This window comes from Pseudarthrobacter siccitolerans (genome assembly GCF_030823375.1).
GTDB classification, from domain to species: domain Bacteria; phylum Actinomycetota; class Actinomycetes; order Actinomycetales; family Micrococcaceae; genus Arthrobacter; species Arthrobacter siccitolerans_A.
This window is the reverse complement of sequence record NZ_JAUSXB010000001.1, coordinates 3,390,010-3,408,609: the sequence shown is the minus strand read 5'-3', so window position 1 is coordinate 3,408,609 and position 18,600 is coordinate 3,390,010. Positions and strand designations below refer to the sequence as shown.

Below are 18,600 nucleotides of genomic sequence, written 5' to 3'. Positions count from 1 at the left end.
GCCGTTCATGAGAATGCCCCGAATGGACCGGCCTTCGCTGGTCCGCGGGGCAGCACAGCGATGCAAGAGTTCCGGGGCTCTTACCACCCAAGTTTAGCGGATGAGGGACTTTGTCCACTCGTTGGGCCGCCGCGGTCCTTCTTGCAGGCTAAAGCACCCATGCCGTGGGACCGCGGCGGACTGTCAGCAGTTACTACTCGTCCTCAGCTTCCTCGCCCGGGCGGGAGGTCTGGGTGGCGAGGCTGTCCCAGAAGGAGGTGTCGGCGTCGGCAATTGATCTGTCAGCGATGGCTTCGGCCGTGGCCGTCAGGGTGGTCACTGTCTGCTTGATCAGGTACCCGTTGCTCCGGAGCCCCAGGGCATATCCGTCCAGGTAGTGGTCCGACATGCCCCGCATCTCAAACAGCAGGGTTGCGATGCCGTATTCCACCGCGATGCCGTTGCGGCTGATGGTTTCGGCGCTGCCGCCCACGTACTTGCCCAGGTGGCCCCAGCCGGTGGAATCGACGTTGTGGAACACCACCGCGCCCAGCTGCTTGGACTTCTCCACAACTGCAGGATCGGCGTTCGGGGTGGTGGGGTAGAGGATGGAGCCGGAGACGAGTTCTCCGTCACGTTGGCTGCGGGTGCCCTGGTGGTGCAGGTCGATCATGTAGTCGATCCGGTACTTGCGCATCACGTTGTTATGGAGCGCCTGGGTTTCCGGCTGGACTTTGTCCACGTGGTCACGGTTGAGGTCCACCTCTTCGGCGTTGTACCGGGTCATGTTGCGGCCGCCCTTGGCCTGGTAGTCCGCCAGGGAGAAGTTCACGTCACCCATGGCCCCGTCTGCATTCAGCATGGGAACGATGAGGATGTTGACGCCGTCCAGGACATCCCCTGACTTGCCGGTGCCAAGGTGCTTGACGAATTCCAGGGCGCCCTCGGTAGTCAGCTGTTCGTTGCCGTGCTGCTGCGTCAGGTAAAGGATGGTGGGTTTGGCCGGGTCCGAGATGTACTTGACCAGGTGGATGTCGCGGCCCTTCACCGTCTGCCCGATGACCTCCAGCTCCATGGCCGGCTGGCGGGTGTCCTGGTCTTTGAGGAAGGAGACCATCTCGTCGTAGGTGGCCAGCTTCGATGTGGTGATCTGGCCATTGCCGTCGTAGTTGGGGCCTTCGCCTACGGCCATCGCCGGCGCGGGCGCCGTCACTGCTGCCAGCGCCAGGGCTCCGGAAACGGCAAGGGTCCTGAAAGTTGCCAGGGCTTTTCTCACGGTGCGTTACCTCTTTCGAGTGCATTGGGGTGCGTTCAGGCAGCCATGTCCCCCATTGCGGCCTGTGACAAGAGCCAACCAAGCTAAACGAAACCTGTCAATGGATATAACAGGAACCTGCATGCAGTTATAGCGATTTGGAAAGCAGTCGCCACGCCTGCTTTCCGCCGAAACAATCCGAACCGGATTTGCTCCCGGGAAAGTCTTGGAATTAAGTGAGAGTGAACCATCCGGAGCGGCCGAGAGACCTGGATCGTTGACGCCGCAGCAACCCCGCTAAGTGCAGGTACCCCCTGCCGCGAAGGTGCTACTGCCAGGACCGATGGAAAGGAATTCCAGTGTCCCTGAACACAGACCACATCCGCGTCACCCATGCAGGGTCTTTGCCTCGCACCCCTGAACTCATAGCAGCCAACGCCGCCAAGGAGCAGGAGGGCCTCACCCCTCGGTTCCTTGACCTGCTGGAAGCATCAGTGGCGGACGTGGTGCAGCGCCAGAAGGACTTGGGCATCGATATCGCCAATGACGGCGAATATGGGCACGCGATGTCCAGCTCGGTTGACTACGGGGCTTGGTGGAACTACTCCTTCTCCCGGCTTGGTGGCCTCGAAGCGACGGACGTGGACCGTTGGGCTGATACCCAGGTACGCCGGTCCTCCCCCGGGAACATTGTCCTGACCTCATTCCCGGACCGTCGTGACCGGCAGAAGTTCAACGATGCCTACAATGATCCGTCCGCCGGCATCCTGGCCCACCGCAAGAGCGTTTCCCAGCCCAAGATTGCCGGGCCCCTCACCTACACCGGGCACGGCCTGGTGGCCTCCGACGTCAAGAACCTGAAGAGCGGGCTGGCCGCCGCAGGACTGTCCGAGGGCTTTGTGGCCTCGCTCTCCCCCGGGTCCTGTGCACGGGTTGCCAATGAGTACTACAAGACCGACGAGGAACTGCTGTACGCCTGCGCCGACGCCATGCGCGAGGAATACAAGGCCATTATCGATGCCGGACTCACGGTCCAGCTCGATGATCCTTCACTCGCCGAAAGCTGGGACCAGATCAACCCTGAGCCGGCTCTTGATGACTACCTGAAGTTCATCCAGCTGCGCGTGGAGGCCACCAACTGGGCGCTGCGTGACCTGCCCCAGGAACAGATCCGGCTGCACGTCTGCTGGGGATCCTGGCACGGCCCGCACACCACGGATATTCCCTTCGCGGACATCATCGGGTCCGTACTGCAGATTAATGCCGGCGGCTACTCCTTTGAGGCCGCCAATGTCCGGCACGAACACGAATGGCGCGTCTGGGAAGACGCCAGGCTCCCTGAGGGCAAGGTCATCATTCCCGGCGTGGTCTCACACGCCACCAATGTGGTGGAGCACCCGGACCTGGTGGCGGATCGGATCGTCCGCTTCGCAGAGGTGGTGGGCCGGGAGAACGTCATCGCGTCCACCGACTGCGGCCTGGGCGGCAGGGTGCACCCGCAGATCGCATTCGCCAAGCTGGAAGCACTGGGCGAGGGTGCCCGCCGGGCCACCAAGCGCCTCTGGTAGGCAATAACAGCGCGTCGGACCCCCGCCGGTCCCGGGCACCCTTTTCAGCCGGGTGCACGGGACCGGCGTTTCGTTTCCCGGGGCTTGCTAAACTGGGAAAGGCCGACCAGGAATCGGCCCACCCCATTTCAACCACCTCGGATGTGTTGCGCCACAGTGCGCCCATTTTCGCGGTGGCGCAACACCAATCCCCGCAGGAGACCCAGCCCTACATGACCGCCCTGGCACCCGAATCATTCCATGAGCAGCTTCTGAGCCGCCGCTACGAACCCAATGTTGCCGCCGTCAACGAACTGTGCGATTCCCTGCAGGAGGCCAAGCCCGGCACGGCAGTACCCTACGTTGACCCGATGCACGACGTCGACGAGTGCCGGATCATCAGCCTGTACTCGAACATCGGCGAGGCCGACAAGTCCGGTTTCATCACGGCCGGGGACGCTGACGCCGCAACGCGGATGCTCGGTATCCAGTGGAAGCTGGGGCTTCGGCCGGAGTTCGTGATGCCGTGGAACGTCCACCCGTGGCATATCCCCGGGGAGCCGAACGGAAAGTTCACCCCGGATCAGGTGTCCGCCGGCCTGAAGCCGCTGCTCAAATTCCTGGCCCTGGTCCCCCGCGCTTCAGTGATCGTGGCGCACGGCACAGAGGCCAACCGCCTGGCGAACCTGCTGCTGAAGACCGAAGTTCCGCTGCTCTGGCGCCGCGGCCTGAAGACCTACAAAGTGCGATCCCTCAGCGGCCGCGCCTTCGCCGGTTCACCCGCCCGCCAGGAGGAATACCTCGAGGCCATGCGTGTGGCCTACGCCGACGCCATGGCGCGCACAGGGCTCCAGAAGGCATAGCCACAGGGTGATTGAGTTCGCGATTTCCGGTGATTGAGCTTGTCGGAACCCAGGTTTCAACTAGCCCAACCACCAGAACTCAATCCAACGCCACTTAGGGAACGACGGCGGGCGGTCACCTTTTCGAAAAGGTGACCGCCCGCCGTCGTCCTCTTTGCTACTTTGCTTCGATGGCGGCTTTCGCCGCAGGGTCGGAGTCGTTCAGGAATTTCTCGATCCGCTCCGGCTCCTCGGCCTCACCGATGGCTGCGGATGCCCGGCCAAGGGAATACAGCGCCCGCAGGAAGCCGCGGTTGGGCTCGTGCTCCCAGGGAATGGGCCCCACGCCGCGCCAGCCGTTGCGGCGCAGCGAGTCCAGCCCGCGGTGATAGCCCACACGGGAGTAGGCGTAGGAATCGATGGTGCGTCCCTCGGCCCAGGCCTCCTCGGCAAGAACAGCCCACAGCAATGAGGACGTCGGGTGCTTCGCCACGAGGTCCAGGGCTTCCTGGCCCGCTTCCAGCTGCTGGTTGACCTCGGTCTCGGCAGGCAGGAGCGTGGGCTCGGGGCCCATCAGGTTACGGCGGAACTCGTCGGACATTCCTAGAAGGTCTTTCCGGCTGAACCGAGCTGCTTGGTGGCCTCGACCACGCGGGCAGCCAGTCCTGCTTCCGCGGATGCGCCCCAGACGCGGGGATCGTAGGTCTTTTTGTTGCCCACTTCGCCGTCGACCTTGAGCACGCCGTCGTAGTTGCGGAACATGTGGTCCGCCACTGGACGCGTGTAGGCGTACTGGGTGTCGGTGTCGATGTTCATCTTGATGGTGCCGTAGGAGACGGCGTCCGCGATTTCCTGGTCGGAGGAGCCGGAGCCGCCGTGGAACACGAGGTCGAACGGGCTGTCCTTGCCGATCTTGGCGCCAACCTGGGCCTGGATGTCCTTGAGGATCTCCGGGCGGAGCTTCACGCCGCCGGGCTTGTAGACGCCGTGGACGTTGCCGAAGGTCAGCGCGGTGATGTAGCGGCCGTTCTCGCCGGAGCCGAGGGCATCGATGGTGGCCAGGGCGTCCTCAACGGTGGTGTACAGCTTGTCGTTGATGGCGTTCTCCACGCCGTCCTCTTCGCCGCCCACGGTGCCGATTTCGACCTCGAGGATCATCTTGGCAGCAGCGGTGCGCTCCAGCAGTTCGCGGGCGATGCGCAGGTTTTCCTGCAGGGTTTCGGCGGAGCCGTCCCACATGTGGGAGTTGAACAGCGGGTTGCGTCCGGCTTTGACCTCGGCCTCGGAAGCAGCCAGCAGCGGCAGGACGAAGCCGTCCAGCTTGTCTTTGGGGCAGTGGTCCGTGTGCAGCGCGATGTTGACGTTGTAGTTCTTGGCCACCTCGCGGGCGAAGGCCGCGAAGCCCAGCGAACCGGCAACCATGTCCTTGGTGGAGGCACCGGACCAGTAGGCCGCACCGCCGGTGGAGACCTGGACGATGCCGTCGGACTCAGCTTCGGCGAAGCCGCGGAGGGCGGCGTTCAGCGTCTGCGAGGACGTCACGTTCACGGCCGGGAATGCGAAGCCGCCCGCCTTTGCGCGGTCGATCATCTCGGAGTAGATCTCTGGGGTTGCAATGGGCATGCTGACTCCTATGCTGAGGTTCGTCTGTGGGCTGGTAACCCTGGAGTACCGCTTACGGCTAGCACCATCCTAGTCATTTCCGGACGAGCGGAGTGTTTCGGGTCACCGGACGGTAATACTGGCGCGGGACGGCTTTTCAGGGCAATTTGCCCCCGCAGTGCCTTCAAATGCCATCCCGCGGGGCTAGACGTGCTGGTGGAAGACGTGCCGGCGGACCCAGGCGTGCATGGCGATGGCCGCGGCCGAGGCTGCGTTGATGGACCGGGTGGAGCCGAACTGTTCGATGGACAGGGTGGCCACGGCGGCCTCGTGCACCTCGGGGGTCAAACCGGGGCCTTCCTGCCCGAACACCAGCACGCAGTCCCGCGGCAGTTCGTAGGTTTCCAGCGGCACCGAGTCCGGGAAAATGTCGATTCCAATGATCGCCAGCCCCTCCCCCTGCGCCCAGGCCACGAAGTCGTCAACGGTGGGGTGGTGGCGGACGTGCTGGTAGCGGTCGGTGACCATGGCACCCCGCCGGTTCCACCGCCGTCGGCCAATGATGTGCACCTCCTTGGCCAGGAAGGCGTTCGCGGTGCGCACCACCGTGCCGATGTTGAGGTCGTGCTGCCAGTTTTCGATGGCGACGTGGAAGTTGTGCCGCCGGGAGTCCAGCTCAGCCACGATCGCCTCGTGCTTCCAGTAGCGGTACTTGTCCAGCACGTTGCGCCGGTCGCCGTCCGCCAGGAGGTCAGGGTCCCAGTGGTCGCCTTCAGGCAGTTCGCCTTCCCAGGGCCCGACGCCGACCTCCGCCTTTTCGGGGGCGGCCTCCTCCGGCAGTGCTTCCCCGGGCAACGGGAGCGGTTCGGACGTCATACCGGGCGTTTGGTTCACCCCTCAACACTAGACTGGACCTTTCGGGCTTTCATCACCGGCGGAGGTAGGCATGGCAGAAGCGGACAAGGTTGTAGGCAGCCCGGCGGTATACCGCAGCGGCCAGGAGATTGAATGCTGGCTGACGGACATGGACGGGGTCCTGGTCCACGAGAACCAGGCGGTGCCGGGCGCCGCGGAACTCCTTCAGCGGTGGGTGGACACGTCCAAGCGCTTTCTGGTCCTTACCAACAATTCCATCTTCACCCCGCGCGACCTCGCCGCGAGGTTGAAGGCTTCGGGGCTGGCGGTCCCGGAAGAAAACATCTGGACCTCCGCGTTGGCCACCGCCCAGTTCCTCAAGGACCAGGTGGAAGGTTCCGGATCCGGCAACCGCGCCTACACGATCGGCGAGGCAGGGCTGACGACGGCGCTGCACGAGGCCGGCTTCATCCTCACCGACCAGGACCCGGACTTCGTGGTGCTGGGCGAGACCCGCACCTATTCCTTCGAAGCCATCACCACGGCGATCCGCCTCATCCTGGCCGGCGCACGTTTCATTGCCACGAACCCGGACGCAACGGGCCCTTCGAAGGACGGCCCCCTGCCGGCCACCGGAGCGATAGCAGCACTCATCACCAAGGCCACGGACCGGGTGCCCTACATCGTGGGCAAGCCCAACCCGATGATGTTCCGCTCCGCCATGAACCAGATCGACGCGCATTCGGAGACCACCGCGATGATCGGTGACCGGATGGACACGGACATCATCGCTGGCATGGAAGCCGGGCTGCACACGGTCCTGGTCCTGAGCGGCATCACCCAGCGCGATGAAATCGGTTCATACCCGTTCCGCCCCAACCAGGTGTTGAACTCCGTGGCGGACCTGAAGAACCAGATCTAGGCTAGAAGACCGTCACCCGGGATCCGCCGCTGGGCAACGGGAAGTTCTCGTCCAGCAGCTGCTGCAGGATGGGCCGGTAGATGTTCGGGTTCCAGCCCGGGCTGGCGTGGGCAGGGGCAGCCCCGTCAGTCTGCAGGTCACTGGAAACCATGTTCGCCTTGAACGCCACGGCCCACGCTTCAACGGCCGTCTGGTAGCGGACGGTGCGGTCCCGGGGATTGCCGATGTAGGCCATCTTGGCACCGCCCAGTTTGTCCACTAACGGCAGGCCGTCGAAATGGTAAATGTATGCGGACTCGGACTGGATGAGCAGGTTGGACGGCGCGATCGGCGACAGCTGTTCGAGCGCCTGGTCAAGGATCTGGCGCCAGGTCCGTTCGTCCTTGTGAATCACCCGCTCCCCCAGCTCGTACCCGCCGCGCAGCGTGGAAGGGATCCGGACGCCGCGTTCATAAAGGAACACCACGCCGTCGAACCAGCTCTGGTCCAGCACGTCATGCTTGCTGTAGGGGCTGGAGTCCAGGACTATGAACTCCACCTCCACACCATGGATTTCCAGCAGTCTTGCAGCCACCTGCGTGGCCACCATCCCGCCGAAGCTGTGTCCGTAAAAGAACAATTTCGTGAGCTTCTCGGCGCGGACGTACTCGATGACGGCGATCACCAGCTCATCGATGTCCAGTCCCTGGTTGGAATAGCCGACGCCGGCGAGCCGGGCGCGCTTGTTCAGTGTGCCGCGGAGGGAGTTCAGGATCCACTGCGCTTCTTCCCAGCTGGTTTTGTAGCCGGGGAACAGGAACCAGCTGGCGTCCGGGTAGTAGGCGTCCGCGAAGTCATCGGGCAGGGCGAGGATCCGGTTGGACCGGCGCTGCGACTGCACTTCCCGGGTGAGCAGCATGTCGGCGGCCAGCACGCCGGATGCGCCGGCGCCGGTCAGGAACGCGCGGCGGGAAAACTGCTTCAGGGCAGCGGCTTCCCCCAGCAGCCGGGCTCCGGAAGCCCCCTGCCTGTCCTGCGGACTCGTGTCCCCCTCATACGGCACACCCCTACCGTAGGCACAACGGAAGACACCGCCGCAAGAAGGCGGCGGTAACCATTCAGTGACGCCTGGTCAGCAGGAGTGGTTCAGCTGGCGGCCTGGCCTTCCGTTGCGGGACAAGGGCTGGCGGCAGCCTGTTGCCGCCGGGTGATCTCCGCGCCGATGTCGTCGTACCGGGCCAGGAGATCCGAGCCGGCAAAAGCACCGGGGTTATCCAGCAGCGCGAAGAGCGTGTCGCTGGCCAGCAGCAGTTCCTCATCCGAAAACTCCTGCAGCGCCCGGCCGCCCCACGCCCGCAGCCCTGGCAGTTCCAGGGGCGGCGCGTCATCAAGGCCCGGCATCGCTGCCGCGGATTCGATGGCGTCCAGTTCTGCCATGGAATCAGTTACTGCAGTGGCATCAGCGGAAAAACCATCGATAACCGTCAGCAGTTCTCCGCCTGGGGACCCGTTGTCTGCAGGCGAAAGATCAAGCGATACCCCGGCACCGTGGATTCCCATCAGCGTGCCTGCATCGATGGCGTTGAGGTCATGGCGAAGGCCCGCGAGTGCGGAGGACTCAACCAGGGCAGCCCGGGAAAGCTCAACGCGGATGTGGGAACGGATCCCCATGCGCCGGATACGGCGGATGATCTGGACGAGGCCGGGGCGGGAATCCTGGTTGAGCTTTCCCTGGACGTCGATGCGGACAACATCGGCAGGGACATCGAGGTTGACGAGGGCATTCAGTATGCGGTCCATAGGTACTCCAAAAAAGGTGTCTATGGCCGACGGCTCAACCTCGGTAAGCGTAACCTCCGGCATGAGTCCGGCACAAGCGCTGTGCTACGCCGTTTGATCCGCCTGCAGCTGTCCGGGTTCCTGGAAATGGGTGCGCGTTCCAACTCCGCCGACCGAATCCACGAGGGATTTGGCGATGTCCCGCAGCTTGGTGTTGCTGTTGCTGGCGGCCTCGGTGAGGATACTCACCGCAGCCTCCTGGCTGCACCTGTTCTGGGCCATGACGATGCCGATCGCAATGTCGATGATGGTCCGGGATTGCAGGGTCGCCCGGAGATTGGCCGCGCTGTCAGAGTGAAGCGAGAACCGCACCGCCAGCCGGAGCGCCTGTGAAATTTCCCGCGTGAAGCCCCGCGCCTTGGCGGCGGCCCGTTCATCGAACTTACGCGGGACATCGGAATACAGGTTCAAAGCCGCCTTGGCCTCGCCCTGGAGGTTAAATGGCAGCGACAACACTGACCGCAGCCCGTGCGAGGCCACCGCGGACGCATAGTCCGGTCCCCACCGGTTCTCTTCGAACAGGTCAGGCACGTGGACTTCCCGTTCCTCTTTTGCGGCAGTCAGGCACGGTCCCTGCGACAGCGAATACTGAATTTCGTCCACTTCCCGGGCGGAATCACTGCTCCAGCCGATGGTGGCGGCCTTCCGGTCGCGGAGCAAGGTGATGCCGCAAAGGGCGTCCTCGCCGTCGCCGGCCACCTGATGTGCCGAAAACCGGGCGAGTTCGTTCATGAAGGCCTCGAAGTCCGCGCTGTCCAGGATCAGGTTCTGGACCTTCTCGGTGGCGCTCAAGGGCTGTTCAGTGGGGAGCATTGTGCACGTTCTCCGTACGGGAAAGAGGGGATAACGCAAATGATAAAGGACCCCCACCTCAGATCCAACACCGCCTGCCCGGGCCACGCAGGCCCGGGCAGCAATGGGGACTTGTTATGAAAGGCCGGCGCTATGAAAGGCCCAGCTCGTCCTTGCCGAACGCGAACAGGTACGGCACGCCCGTTTCAGCTTCGATCTTTTCCTTGGCTCCGGTGTCCCGGTCCACGATGACGGCAACAGCCACCACGTTTCCGCCTGCCTTCCGCACCCCTTCCACTGCCGTCAGGGCCGACCCGCCGGTTGTGGAGGTGTCCTCCAGGACCAGCACTTTACGGCCTTCCACCGATGGGCCCTCCACCTGGCGGCCCATGCCGTAGGACTTCTGGGCTTTGCGGACCACAAACGCGTCAACAGTCCGGCCGGCCTCGCGGGCGGAGTGCATCACCGCAGTACCCACGGGGTCGGCTCCCATGGTGAGCCCGCCCGCGCACTCAAAGTCGATGCCGGCGTCGTCCGCCAGCGCCAGCATGACCTGGCCCACCAGCTTCGAGGCCTCGTGGTGCAGGGTGATGCGGCGCAGGTCGATGTAGTAGTCGGCTTCGGCTCCACTGGACAGGATCACCTTGCCGCGGACTACGGCAAGTTCCTTGATCAGTTCCAGCAGGCGGGCGCGGGCGGCTGCAGGGTCAACTGCAGTGTCACTGGGGGAAGTCATGGTCTCCAGTTTAGTGTGGGCGTGCCGGTGTGGATGCTTGAGCGCCGTTGACACTGCTGGCTAGGCTGGACCTCATGCGCGAACTCCAGGCCAGGATCATTGAAGAAATGGGCGTACAGCCCCGGATCGACCCCGCTGGGGAGGTGCGCAAACGCGTCACTTTCCTGAAGGAATACCTCAAGGCCACCCATACCAAGGGCTTTGTCCTGGGAATTTCCGGCGGACTGGACTCGTCCCTGGCCGGAAAACTGGCCCAGCTGGCGGTCGAGGAACTCGAGGCAGAGGGCGTTGACGCGAACTTCGTGGCCGTGCGGCTGCCGTATGGTGTCCAGCACGACGAGGAAGACGCCCAGGCCGCGCTGGACTTCATCCGGCCCAAGACCGAATGGACGTTCAACATTTCCGCGGCCGTGGACGGCTTCGAGGACGAGTTCGAGAAGACCGTGGGCTCGGAAATCTCCGACTTCCACAAGGGCAACACCAAGGCACGCACCCGCATGATCGCCCAGTATGCGCTGGCCGGGGAACACAACTACCTGGTCATAGGTACGGACCACGGTGCCGAATCCGTCACCGGTTTCTTCACCAAATACGGCGACGGCGGTGCGGACATCCTGCCGCTGTTCGGCCTGAACAAGCGGCAGAACCGCGCCCTCCTGGCCGAGCTCGGCGCACCGGCCCGCGTCTGGGAGAAGGTGCCCACCGCGGACCTGCTGGATGACAGGCCCGGCCGTACTGACGAGGACGAGCTGGGCCTCAGCTACGACCAGATCGACGACTACCTGGAGGGCCGGGACGTCCCCGATGCCGTGGCTGCATCCATCGAGGAAAAGTACCTGCGGACCCGGCACAAGCGCACCGTCCCGGTCACTATTTTTGACACCTGGTGGCAGGGCCAGGGTCCGGAGGAGCCCCGCGCCGGGCTTTAGTTCACCCTGCCTGGCCCACTGCAGAGCCTGACCCCGAGGCGCTGGAATCCCCCACCTTTCGGAAGGCTCGACGGCGCGTCGCACCAAAAGGGCGGCGCGCCGTCGAAGGTTCCATGGAAAAGCCGGGGAGACTCAGCGGGCGCGGCTGCCTTTCCCGTCTCCGCCCAACTGCTGGGTGATGCGGTGCGCCTCGGCCATGAGGAGGCTCCCCAGCTCTTCCTGCCGCTCCCCCTTGAACCGCGGTTCGATGCCAGTCAGCGACAGGGCCCATGCCGGTCGGCCGGACTGATCGAACACTGCTGCGCCCATCCCCCAACTGCCTTCCAGCACCAGCCCGGGATTTACGGAGTAACCCTTCTGCCTGGTAGCCGCAAGGTTGGCCCGCACGAGCTCCTCCGGATGGCCTGCCGCGAACGCTCCCGCGTGTCCGGCCCAGTCGTGCAGCAGCTCCTCCTGCTCGGCCTCGGGCAGGAAAGCCAGGATCGCGGTGCCGGCGGAGGCCACGCCCAGCGGGAACCGGACGCCCTCGTGCAGCACGAAGGAGCGGACCGGGAAGCTGCCTTCCTCCCGCAGCAGGCACACGGTCTCGGCGCCGCGCCGGATCGAGAAGAATGCGCTCTCACCGGTTGCCTCGGCAAGCCGGCGGAGGCTGGGGCGGGCAACGTCCTCCAGGGGAAACCTGGCCGACGCCACGGACCCCATCAGGAAGATCTCCGGCCCCAGCACCCAGTTCCCGCTGCCGGGATCGTGGTCCAGCAGCCCTTCGGAAGCCAATGAGGACAACAGCCGGTGCACGGTGGGCCGGGTGAGGCCGGATTCGTTCACCAGGGCGGACAGCGGCAGCCCGTCCGCACTGCGCCCCACAAGGCGCAGCAGCCCTGCGATGCGGCTGACCACCTGGGCACCCGGCATTGGGGAATTATTCACATTTCTCCTTCAGATATCCATAATATGGACACTCGTCATCATACCGTCCACACTGTAGAAACGGGATCTACTCGAGCGATTTAGCGCCTTGACAGCCCTTGCAGCCCACCCGTAGTGTCCATATCCAGACCAGATGTCCACAAAGTGGACAAGAGACCGGGACGCTCAACGAGGAGGCGCCATGTCCAAACTTCAGCCAGCTGCCGCCGTCGCCCTGGAAGGGGCACTGCGGGACGGAATGACTCTTGCCGTAGGCGGGTTCGGCCTGAGCGGCATCCCGGCAGACCTCATCGAAGCCGTCAGGGATTCCGGGGTAAAGGACTTGACGGTGGTCTCGAACAACATGGGAGTGGACGGCAAGGGGCTGGGCATCCTGATCGAAGCGGGCCAGGTCCGCAAGGTCATTGCCAGCTACGTGGGTGAAAACAAGCTGTTCGCGGAGCAGTACCTTGCCGGCCGCCTGGAGGTCGAGTTCACTCCGCAGGGTACCCTCGCAGAGCGCTTGCGGGCCGGCGGCGCGGGCATCCCCGCTTTCTACACCAAGACGGGCGTTGGCACCCTGGTTGCCGAAGGCAAGCCGCATGAGGTATTCGACGGCGAAACGTACGTCCAGGAGCGCGCCATCCGTGCCGACGTCGCGCTGGTCCATGGCCACACCGCAGACACGGACGGCAACCTCATCTACCGCTACACCGCCCGGAACTTCAACCCGGTGGTCGCTACGGCAGGACTCCTGACCATTGCGGAGGCCGAGGTGATTGTGGCACCGGGCGAACTGGATCCCAACCACATCGTCACCCCCGGCGTTTTCGTCCAGCGCCTTGTCCAGGCCAGCGGCAGGGTCAAGGACATTGAGCAGCGGACCGTCCGGCAGCGCCCTGTTTCGGCAGATGCCGAAGCGCTGGCCGTCTGACAACCGAACACCTACCGAAGAGGAGTGCCCCATGGGCTGGACCAGGGATGAAATGGCCGCCATCGCGGCCGAGGAACTGAACGACGGCGACTACGTGAACCTGGGCATCGGCATTCCCACGCTGGTGGCCAACAACCTGCCCGACGGCGTCCGGGTGGTGCTGCAAAGCGAAAACGGCCTGCTCGGCATGGGCCCGTTCCCCTATGAGGGCGAGGAGGACGCCGACCTCATCAACGCCGGCAAGCAGACCGTCATCGTCCTGCCGGGCGGCAGCATCTTCGACTCCGCCACGTCCTTCGGCATGATCCGCGGCGGGCACGTCAAAGTGGCCATCCTGGGAGCGATGCAGGTCTCGGGCAGCGGCGACCTGGCCAACTGGACCATCCCCGGCAAGATGGTCAAGGGCATGGGCGGCGCCATGGACCTGGTGGCCGGGACACCCCGCGTCGTGGTCCTCACCGAACACAACGCCAAGGACGGCAGCGCCAAGATTGTCCGCGAATGCTCACTCCCCCTGACCGGCCTCGGCGTGGTGGACCGGATCATCAGCGACCTCGCAGTCTTCGACCTGAAAAAGCGCGACGGCGGGGGGCGGCAGCTCACGCTGGCCCGCCTTGCGCCCGGGGTCACTGTTGAGGAGATCCGGGAAAAGACCGAAGCTGAATTCGCCGTTGCCCTGGACACCCCTGCCCTGGACGACGATGCCCTGGAAGGAGCGCCGGCGTGAGCCTGAAGGAACAGTTCGGGAAGGACGTCCTGCTGACCGGCTGGGGGCACACCAGGTTCGGCAAACTGAGCGAGGACACCCTGGAGTCCCTGATCGTCCAGGTGGCCACCGAAGCCATTGCAAATGCCGGCATCGAGCCGGGCCAGATTGACGAGGTCTACCTGGGCCAGTTCAACTCCGGCATGATGCCGCTGGCGTTCCCGTCCTCGCTCGCGCTGCAGGTCTCCCCCGACCTGGCGAACGTACCCGCCACCCGGGTGGAGAACGCCTGCGCTTCCGGTTCCGCCGCCTTCCAGCAGGGCACCAAGTCCCTGCTGGCCGGCACCGCGAAGACCGTGCTGGTGATCGGCGCGGAAAAGATGACCCACGCCGGAGCCGACGTTGTGGGGGCCGGCCTGCTGGGCGCCGACTACGACATGGCCGGTAAGGCGTCCACCACCGGCTTCACCGGGCTCTTTGCCGAGGTGGCCAAGCACTACGAAAAGCGGTACGGGACTGTTTCCGACGTCCTGGGCAGCATCGCCGCCAAGAACCACCGCAACGGCGTGGACAACCCGTATGCCCAGCTTCGCAAGGACCTCGGCGAGGAGTTCTGCCGCACCGTCTCGGACAAGAACCCCATGGTGGCCGATCCCCTGCGCCGCACCGACTGCTCCCCCGTATCCGACGGTGCTGCCGCCGTCGTCCTGTCCACTTCCCCAACCGGCGGCGCCACCGGTCCGGTACGGCTTGCCGGCTTTGGCCACGCCAACGACTTCTTCCCGGCCGCACGCAGGGATCCGGTAGCGTTCAACGCCACCCGGGTGTCCTGGCAGCGGGCGCTGGCCATGGCAGGCACGCGGCTGGAGGACCTGGACTTCGCCGAGGTCCACGACTGCTTCACCATCGCCGAACTGCTGATGTACGAGGCAATGGGCCTGACCGAGCCCGGGCAGGGCGCCCGCGCCATCGAGGAAGGTTGGGTGTACAAGGGCGGCAAACTGCCCGTCAACGTCTCCGGCGGCCTCAAGGCCAAAGGCCACCCCGTGGGCGCAACCGGCGTATCCCAGCACGTCATCGCCGCGATGCAGCTCACCGGGACGGCCGGTGCCATGCAGCTTGGCAGCCCACGCCGGGCGGCGGTCCAGAACATGGGCGGCGTGGGTATCGCGAACTACGTCAGCGTCCTCGAAGCGGTGTAGCCCCGCTGGGTTTCCCCACTTTTAGGGCACGACGGGGGCGCGTTGCACCAAAAGTGCGGCGCGTCGTCGTGCTTGTCGGGAAAAGGTGGGGAAACCCGGCGGCGGGGTCGGGGAGAAGGCTAGCCGCGGGCCCGGATGAGGGCCGAGATCTCCGTGAAGCCCAGCCGTTCGGCGTTCTGCAGGGCTGTCCTTCCCTCCGGGTCCCGGATGTTCGGGTCGGCGCCGGCCTCAAGAAGCAGCCTGACCACCTCCTGCTGCCTGGGCCCGCCGTTGTTCAGCAGGATGGCTTCCTGCATCGCGGTCCAGCCGAGGTTGTTGACGTGGTTGACCGGCACCCCGGCGGCGATCAGGATCTGGACCGTTTCCACGTGGCCGTGTTCGCTGGCCGGGATCAGGGCGGTGCCGCCGTAGCGGTTGGTGCTGGCGACGTCTGCCCCTGCGTCCAGTGTCAACCGGAGCACCTCGTTGAACCCTTCGGCGCCCGCGTAGAGGAACGCCGAGTCCTGGATCGCATCCTTGGTGTTGACGTTGCCCCCACGCGCCAGCAACTCCTGCACCAGTGGCACGTTGTTGGCTTTGGCAGCGGCGATGAGTTCCTGGTCGAGCTGTGCCTGGTCATGCGCGGACAGCACGGGAGGAGCGGTTGCCGGGGCAGGCGGAGACGTGGCGGTTGCCGGCGCAGATGGCGGGGCACTTGCCGCAGTCGCCTCCGCTTCGGGGCGGCAACGGACGACGGCGGAGCAGGCTGCGGCGGCGTCTCCCCCGGCTCAGGCAGGCACGCTGTCACTGACACAGAGAGGCAGAGAATCAGCCCGAGGACCCCAGCCCGCTTCATGCGCTGTGCCACATCATGCCCGGCACCATCCCATGCATCCCAAGCCTACTGAGCGGCGGCAACGATGGCTTCAGCACCTGCAGCGGCGCAGGCTTCATCCAGGGCACCGTCGGGGGCGCCGCCTACGCCGATCCCCGCCACGGAAACGCCGTTCACCTTCAGCGGGACGCCGCCGGCCAGGAAGAGGGTGCCGGGAAGGTCCGCGATGCTGGGGCCGTTGCCGTTGATCCGCTTGGCCAGTTCACTGGTGGGGGTTCCAAAGGCTGCCGCTGTGTAGGCCTTCTGCTTGGCCGCTTCGATGGTGTGCTCGGCGGCGTTGTCACCGCGCAGGAGCGCCTGCACTGTGCCGAAGCGGTCCACCAGCGCCACGGTGACAAACGGGAGCTTGTCCGCCTGGCACTTGGCGAGGGCTGCGGACACGGCCTTGGCGGAGGCACCGGCGGAAATGCGGTTCTGCTGGATTACGTTCTCCGGCACGGGCTGGACGTCGGCGGCGGGGACGGCCGTTGCAGCGGACCCGGGGCCGGCGTTTGCGGTGACCGTAGCGGCGGCGGTGAGGGCAAGGGCGCCGGCGGCTGCGGCGGCGAAGACTTTCGAGGACTTCTTCATGGTGTTTTCCTTTGAACGGATCCCCAGCCACGGTTCAGTGCTGGGTGCAGTTCCATCATTTCGGGACCACGGGCGCCTGCCATCGGGCCTTTGGCTGAACCCTCCTGCACCAAAAGGCCAGCCGTATCAGCCAAAAGGTTGAGAGACGGGACAGAGGCAGGAGCTTTAGCATGGTGGGTAGCCGTCCCCCACCTGAACCGGAATGTCCATGCCTCCCCGAGCCACCGCCGCCCACGACGCGCCCGCCCCGGACCCACGCGCTGCCGGCGGGACCGGCCCCGCCGGGACTGGCCCCGGAGGGACGTCCCCATCCAACAACACCCGCCCGGGGCAACCGCGCCTCGGCAGTATTGACACGGCGGTACACTTCGGTTTCGCCGTCCTCCTGGTGGCATCCCTGGTCCGCTACGTGATGCGGCACAGCCCCGCGGACAACATCCCGGTCCTCGGCCTGGCCGCCGGCGCCTGCCTGCTGTATCTCGCCGTTGCTGTCCACGCGCGGCGCGGCCAGCCGGCTGTGCCATGGATGGTTGCCCTGGTGGGCGTCTGGGCCGCGCTGGTTATCGCTGCTCCCAGCTTTGGCTGGTGCTCGTTCGCGCTGTTCTTCCTGTGCCGGAGCGCCCTCACTGGAATAGCCGCGTACGTGGCGGCAGGCGTGACGGCGGCTGCCACTGCGGCAGGCCTGTTCAAGTTAGGCGATGGCACAGACCTGGCCATGCTCCTGGGCCCGCTTGCCGTAGGTGTGATGCTCACCCTGGTCTATGACAGGATCCAGCACGACGCCGAGGAACAGCGCCGCCTGCACACGCAAGTGTCGCTCGCACAGGAACAGCTCGCGGCCAGCGAGCGCCGGGCCGGAACCATCGCCGAACGGGAACGGGTGTCCCGGGAGATCCACGACACCATAACGCAGGGCATGGCCAGCAGTCTCCTCCTGCTGGAAGCGGCCGGCAGGGCCTGGCCAGGTGATGCCGCCCGGGCGGACCTTGGGCAGGCCACCGCGCTGCTGAGGGGCAACCTGTCCGAGACCCGCAGCCTGGTCCACGAGCTCGCCACCCCTGGGCTGGACGCCTCCCCTTTGCCGGACGCCCTGCTTTTCGCGGTGAGGCAATATGTACTGGAAGCCCGGCTGCTGGTCACCGGCGAACCACGGCCCGTGCCGGCCGACGTCCGGCACGCCCTCCTGCGGGTTGTCCAGAGCGCGGCATCGAACATCAAGCTGCACGCCGCCGCCTCCGCGGCTACAGTGACGCTCGGCTTCCTGCCGGACGCCGTCACCTTGGATGTGTACGACGACGGCACTGGCTTTGATCCGGCGGCTGCAGCACCGCCGTCGGACGCCGGAGGGTACGGGCTGCGGGCCATGCGGCAACGCGTGGAACAGCTGGGCGGCGTCTTTTCGGTGGAAAGCGCACCGGGCGAAGGGACCATTGTGGCAGCGCAGCTGCCTGCACCGGCGGACGCAGAAGGGCCGGGAGAATCTCCATGACCGCCATAACCGTGCTGCTGGTGGACGACCACCTGGTGGTCCGAAGCGGGCTGCGGGCCCTGTTGGGCACGCAACCCGATATCAACGTCGTGGCCGAGGCAGCGTCCGGCGAGGAAGCGCTGGAGCTCCTGGAACAGGATGCCGTGTCGGTGGTGGTGATGGACCTCGCCATGGGCCACGGGATGGACGGGATCGAAGCCATCCGCAGAATCCGGGAGCGCAACAAGAGGCAGGCCATCCTGGTGTTCACCACCTACGATTCCGACGCCGATATTGTCCGGGCCGTGGATGCCGGCGCCATGGGATACCTGCTGAAGGACGCCGCGCCGGACGAGATTTTCACAGCCATCCGCGGGGCTGTCCAAGGCAAGAGCGTGATGAGCGCTCCCGTGGCATCCCGGCTTTTCCAGCAGCTGCGGAACCCTGACGAGATCCTGACGCCGCGTGAGGCTGAACTGCTCAGCCTCCTGACTGAAGGCCTCAGCAACCGTGAACTGGGCCAACGTCTCTTCATCTCCGAGGCCACCGTCAAGACCCACCTTGCGCACATTTATGCCAAGCTCGGGGTGGACACCAGGGCCGCTGCCATCGCCACCGCCATCCGCCGCGAGGGCATGCGCTGACGACTTTGAGTGTCCATAC

General features: G+C 65.3%; 20 protein-coding genes and 1 riboswitch. Of the genes, 9 read left to right on the top strand and 11 right to left on the bottom strand.

What is annotated here, in order from left to right:
• Positions 1-193: 193 nt before the first annotated feature.
• The gene (locus QFZ36_RS15920) at positions 194-1,255 is read right to left on the bottom strand and encodes a M14 family zinc carboxypeptidase (RefSeq protein ID WP_306637888.1); all 1,062 of its coding nucleotides are present in this window, start codon (positions 1,253-1,255) and stop codon (positions 194-196) included.
• Positions 1,256-1,478: 223 nt separating this feature from the next.
• Positions 1,479-1,584: riboswitch (SAM riboswitch) on the top strand.
• Between the two features lie 9 nt (positions 1,585-1,593).
• Between QFZ36_RS15920 and QFZ36_RS15915 the strand changes: the two genes are divergently transcribed.
• Positions 1,594-2,802, top strand: a complete 1,209-nt coding sequence (locus QFZ36_RS15915; RefSeq protein WP_306637887.1) for a cobalamin-independent methionine synthase II family protein — start codon at positions 1,594-1,596, stop codon at positions 2,800-2,802.
• 212 nt (positions 2,803-3,014) lie between these two features.
• Positions 3,015-3,644: a uracil-DNA glycosylase gene (locus QFZ36_RS15910; RefSeq protein ID WP_306637886.1), complete on the top strand. Its 630-nt coding sequence runs from the start codon at positions 3,015-3,017 to the stop codon at positions 3,642-3,644.
• A 157-nt stretch (positions 3,645-3,801) separates the two neighbouring features.
• On the opposite strand, the gene QFZ36_RS15905 is transcribed toward QFZ36_RS15910, so the two are convergent.
• The 3 genes from QFZ36_RS15905 to QFZ36_RS15895 form a co-directional block, all read right to left on the bottom strand.
• Positions 3,802-4,224 (bottom strand): DUF3151 domain-containing protein, encoded by a 423-nt coding sequence (locus tag QFZ36_RS15905; RefSeq protein ID WP_306637885.1) that lies wholly within the window; start codon positions 4,222-4,224, stop codon positions 3,802-3,804.
• 2 nt (positions 4,225-4,226) lie between these two features.
• Entirely contained in the window at positions 4,227-5,246 is a 1,020-nt protein-coding gene (gene fbaA, locus QFZ36_RS15900) for a class II fructose-bisphosphate aldolase (RefSeq protein WP_306637884.1), read from the bottom strand.
• Between the two features lie 183 nt (positions 5,247-5,429).
• Positions 5,430-6,101: a TrmH family RNA methyltransferase gene (locus QFZ36_RS15895; protein WP_306637883.1), complete on the bottom strand. Its 672-nt coding sequence runs from the start codon at positions 6,099-6,101 to the stop codon at positions 5,430-5,432.
• Positions 6,102-6,171: 70 nt separating this feature from the next.
• Here QFZ36_RS15895 and QFZ36_RS15890 point away from each other — a divergent pair, with 70 nt between their 5' ends.
• A complete protein-coding gene (locus QFZ36_RS15890; RefSeq protein WP_306637882.1) occupies positions 6,172-7,002 on the top strand; it encodes an HAD-IIA family hydrolase in 831 nt (276 codons plus the stop codon).
• Between the two features lies 1 nt (position 7,003).
• Here the strand turns inward: QFZ36_RS15890 and QFZ36_RS15885 are convergent, their stop codons facing one another.
• The 4 genes from QFZ36_RS15885 to pyrE all read right to left on the bottom strand — a co-directional run bounded on the left by QFZ36_RS15885 (position 7,004) and on the right by pyrE (position 10,348).
• Positions 7,004-8,044 carry an alpha/beta fold hydrolase gene (locus tag QFZ36_RS15885; RefSeq protein ID WP_306637881.1) on the bottom strand — a complete coding sequence of 347 codons (1,041 nt, stop codon included), beginning with the start codon at positions 8,042-8,044 and terminating at the stop codon, positions 7,004-7,006.
• A gap of 83 nt (positions 8,045-8,127) precedes the next feature.
• On the bottom strand, positions 8,128-8,781 hold the full coding sequence (locus QFZ36_RS15880; protein WP_306637880.1) for a hypothetical protein: 654 nt from the start codon (positions 8,779-8,781) through the stop codon (positions 8,128-8,130).
• Between the two features lie 84 nt (positions 8,782-8,865).
• Complete coding sequence (locus QFZ36_RS15875) at positions 8,866-9,633, bottom strand: GAF and ANTAR domain-containing protein (protein WP_306637879.1); 768 nt, start codon at positions 9,631-9,633, stop codon at positions 8,866-8,868.
• 130 nt (positions 9,634-9,763) lie between these two features.
• The gene (gene pyrE, locus QFZ36_RS15870) at positions 9,764-10,348 is read right to left on the bottom strand and encodes an orotate phosphoribosyltransferase (protein ID WP_306637878.1); all 585 of its coding nucleotides are present in this window, start codon (positions 10,346-10,348) and stop codon (positions 9,764-9,766) included.
• 74 nt (positions 10,349-10,422) lie between these two features.
• Between pyrE and nadE the strand changes: the two genes are divergently transcribed.
• Positions 10,423-11,277 (top strand): ammonia-dependent NAD(+) synthetase, encoded by an 855-nt coding sequence (nadE, locus tag QFZ36_RS15865; RefSeq protein ID WP_306637877.1) that lies wholly within the window; start codon positions 10,423-10,425, stop codon positions 11,275-11,277.
• 132 nt (positions 11,278-11,409) lie between these two features.
• On the opposite strand, the gene QFZ36_RS15860 is transcribed toward nadE, so the two are convergent.
• The gene (locus tag QFZ36_RS15860) at positions 11,410-12,189 is read right to left on the bottom strand and encodes an IclR family transcriptional regulator (protein ID WP_373427083.1); all 780 of its coding nucleotides are present in this window, start codon (positions 12,187-12,189) and stop codon (positions 11,410-11,412) included.
• A 196-nt stretch (positions 12,190-12,385) separates the two neighbouring features.
• Here QFZ36_RS15860 and QFZ36_RS15855 point away from each other — a divergent pair, with 196 nt between their 5' ends.
• From QFZ36_RS15855 to QFZ36_RS15845, 3 genes are read left to right on the top strand one after another with little or no spacing between them, the layout of a single operon-like run.
• A complete protein-coding gene (locus tag QFZ36_RS15855; protein ID WP_306637875.1) occupies positions 12,386-13,117 on the top strand; it encodes a CoA transferase subunit A in 732 nt (243 codons plus the stop codon).
• Between the two features lie 31 nt (positions 13,118-13,148).
• Positions 13,149-13,844 carry a 3-oxoacid CoA-transferase subunit B gene (locus tag QFZ36_RS15850; RefSeq protein WP_306637874.1) on the top strand — a complete coding sequence of 232 codons (696 nt, stop codon included), beginning with the start codon at positions 13,149-13,151 and terminating at the stop codon, positions 13,842-13,844.
• On the top strand, positions 13,841-15,025 hold the full coding sequence (locus QFZ36_RS15845; RefSeq protein ID WP_306637873.1) for an acetyl-CoA acetyltransferase: 1,185 nt from the start codon (positions 13,841-13,843) through the stop codon (positions 15,023-15,025). Before QFZ36_RS15850 ends, QFZ36_RS15845 begins: the two co-directional genes overlap by 4 nt.
• 119 nt (positions 15,026-15,144) lie before the next feature.
• Here QFZ36_RS15845 and QFZ36_RS15840 read toward each other — a convergent pair whose 3' ends face one another.
• Both QFZ36_RS15840 and QFZ36_RS15835 read right to left on the bottom strand, forming a co-directional pair.
• Positions 15,145-15,657: an ankyrin repeat domain-containing protein gene (locus QFZ36_RS15840; RefSeq protein WP_306637872.1), complete on the bottom strand. Its 513-nt coding sequence runs from the start codon at positions 15,655-15,657 to the stop codon at positions 15,145-15,147.
• Positions 15,658-15,905: 248 nt separating this feature from the next.
• Positions 15,906-16,469: a GlcG/HbpS family heme-binding protein gene (locus QFZ36_RS15835; RefSeq protein WP_306637871.1), complete on the bottom strand. Its 564-nt coding sequence runs from the start codon at positions 16,467-16,469 to the stop codon at positions 15,906-15,908.
• Between the two features lie 208 nt (positions 16,470-16,677).
• Here QFZ36_RS15835 and QFZ36_RS15830 point away from each other — a divergent pair, with 208 nt between their 5' ends.
• Positions 16,678-17,958 (top strand): sensor histidine kinase, encoded by a 1,281-nt coding sequence (locus QFZ36_RS15830; RefSeq protein WP_306637870.1) that lies wholly within the window; start codon positions 16,678-16,680, stop codon positions 17,956-17,958.
• Positions 17,955-18,581, top strand: a complete 627-nt coding sequence (locus QFZ36_RS15825) for a response regulator (RefSeq protein WP_306637869.1) — start codon at positions 17,955-17,957, stop codon at positions 18,579-18,581. Before QFZ36_RS15830 ends, QFZ36_RS15825 begins: the two co-directional genes overlap by 4 nt.
• The last annotated feature ends 19 nt before the right edge of the window (positions 18,582-18,600 follow it).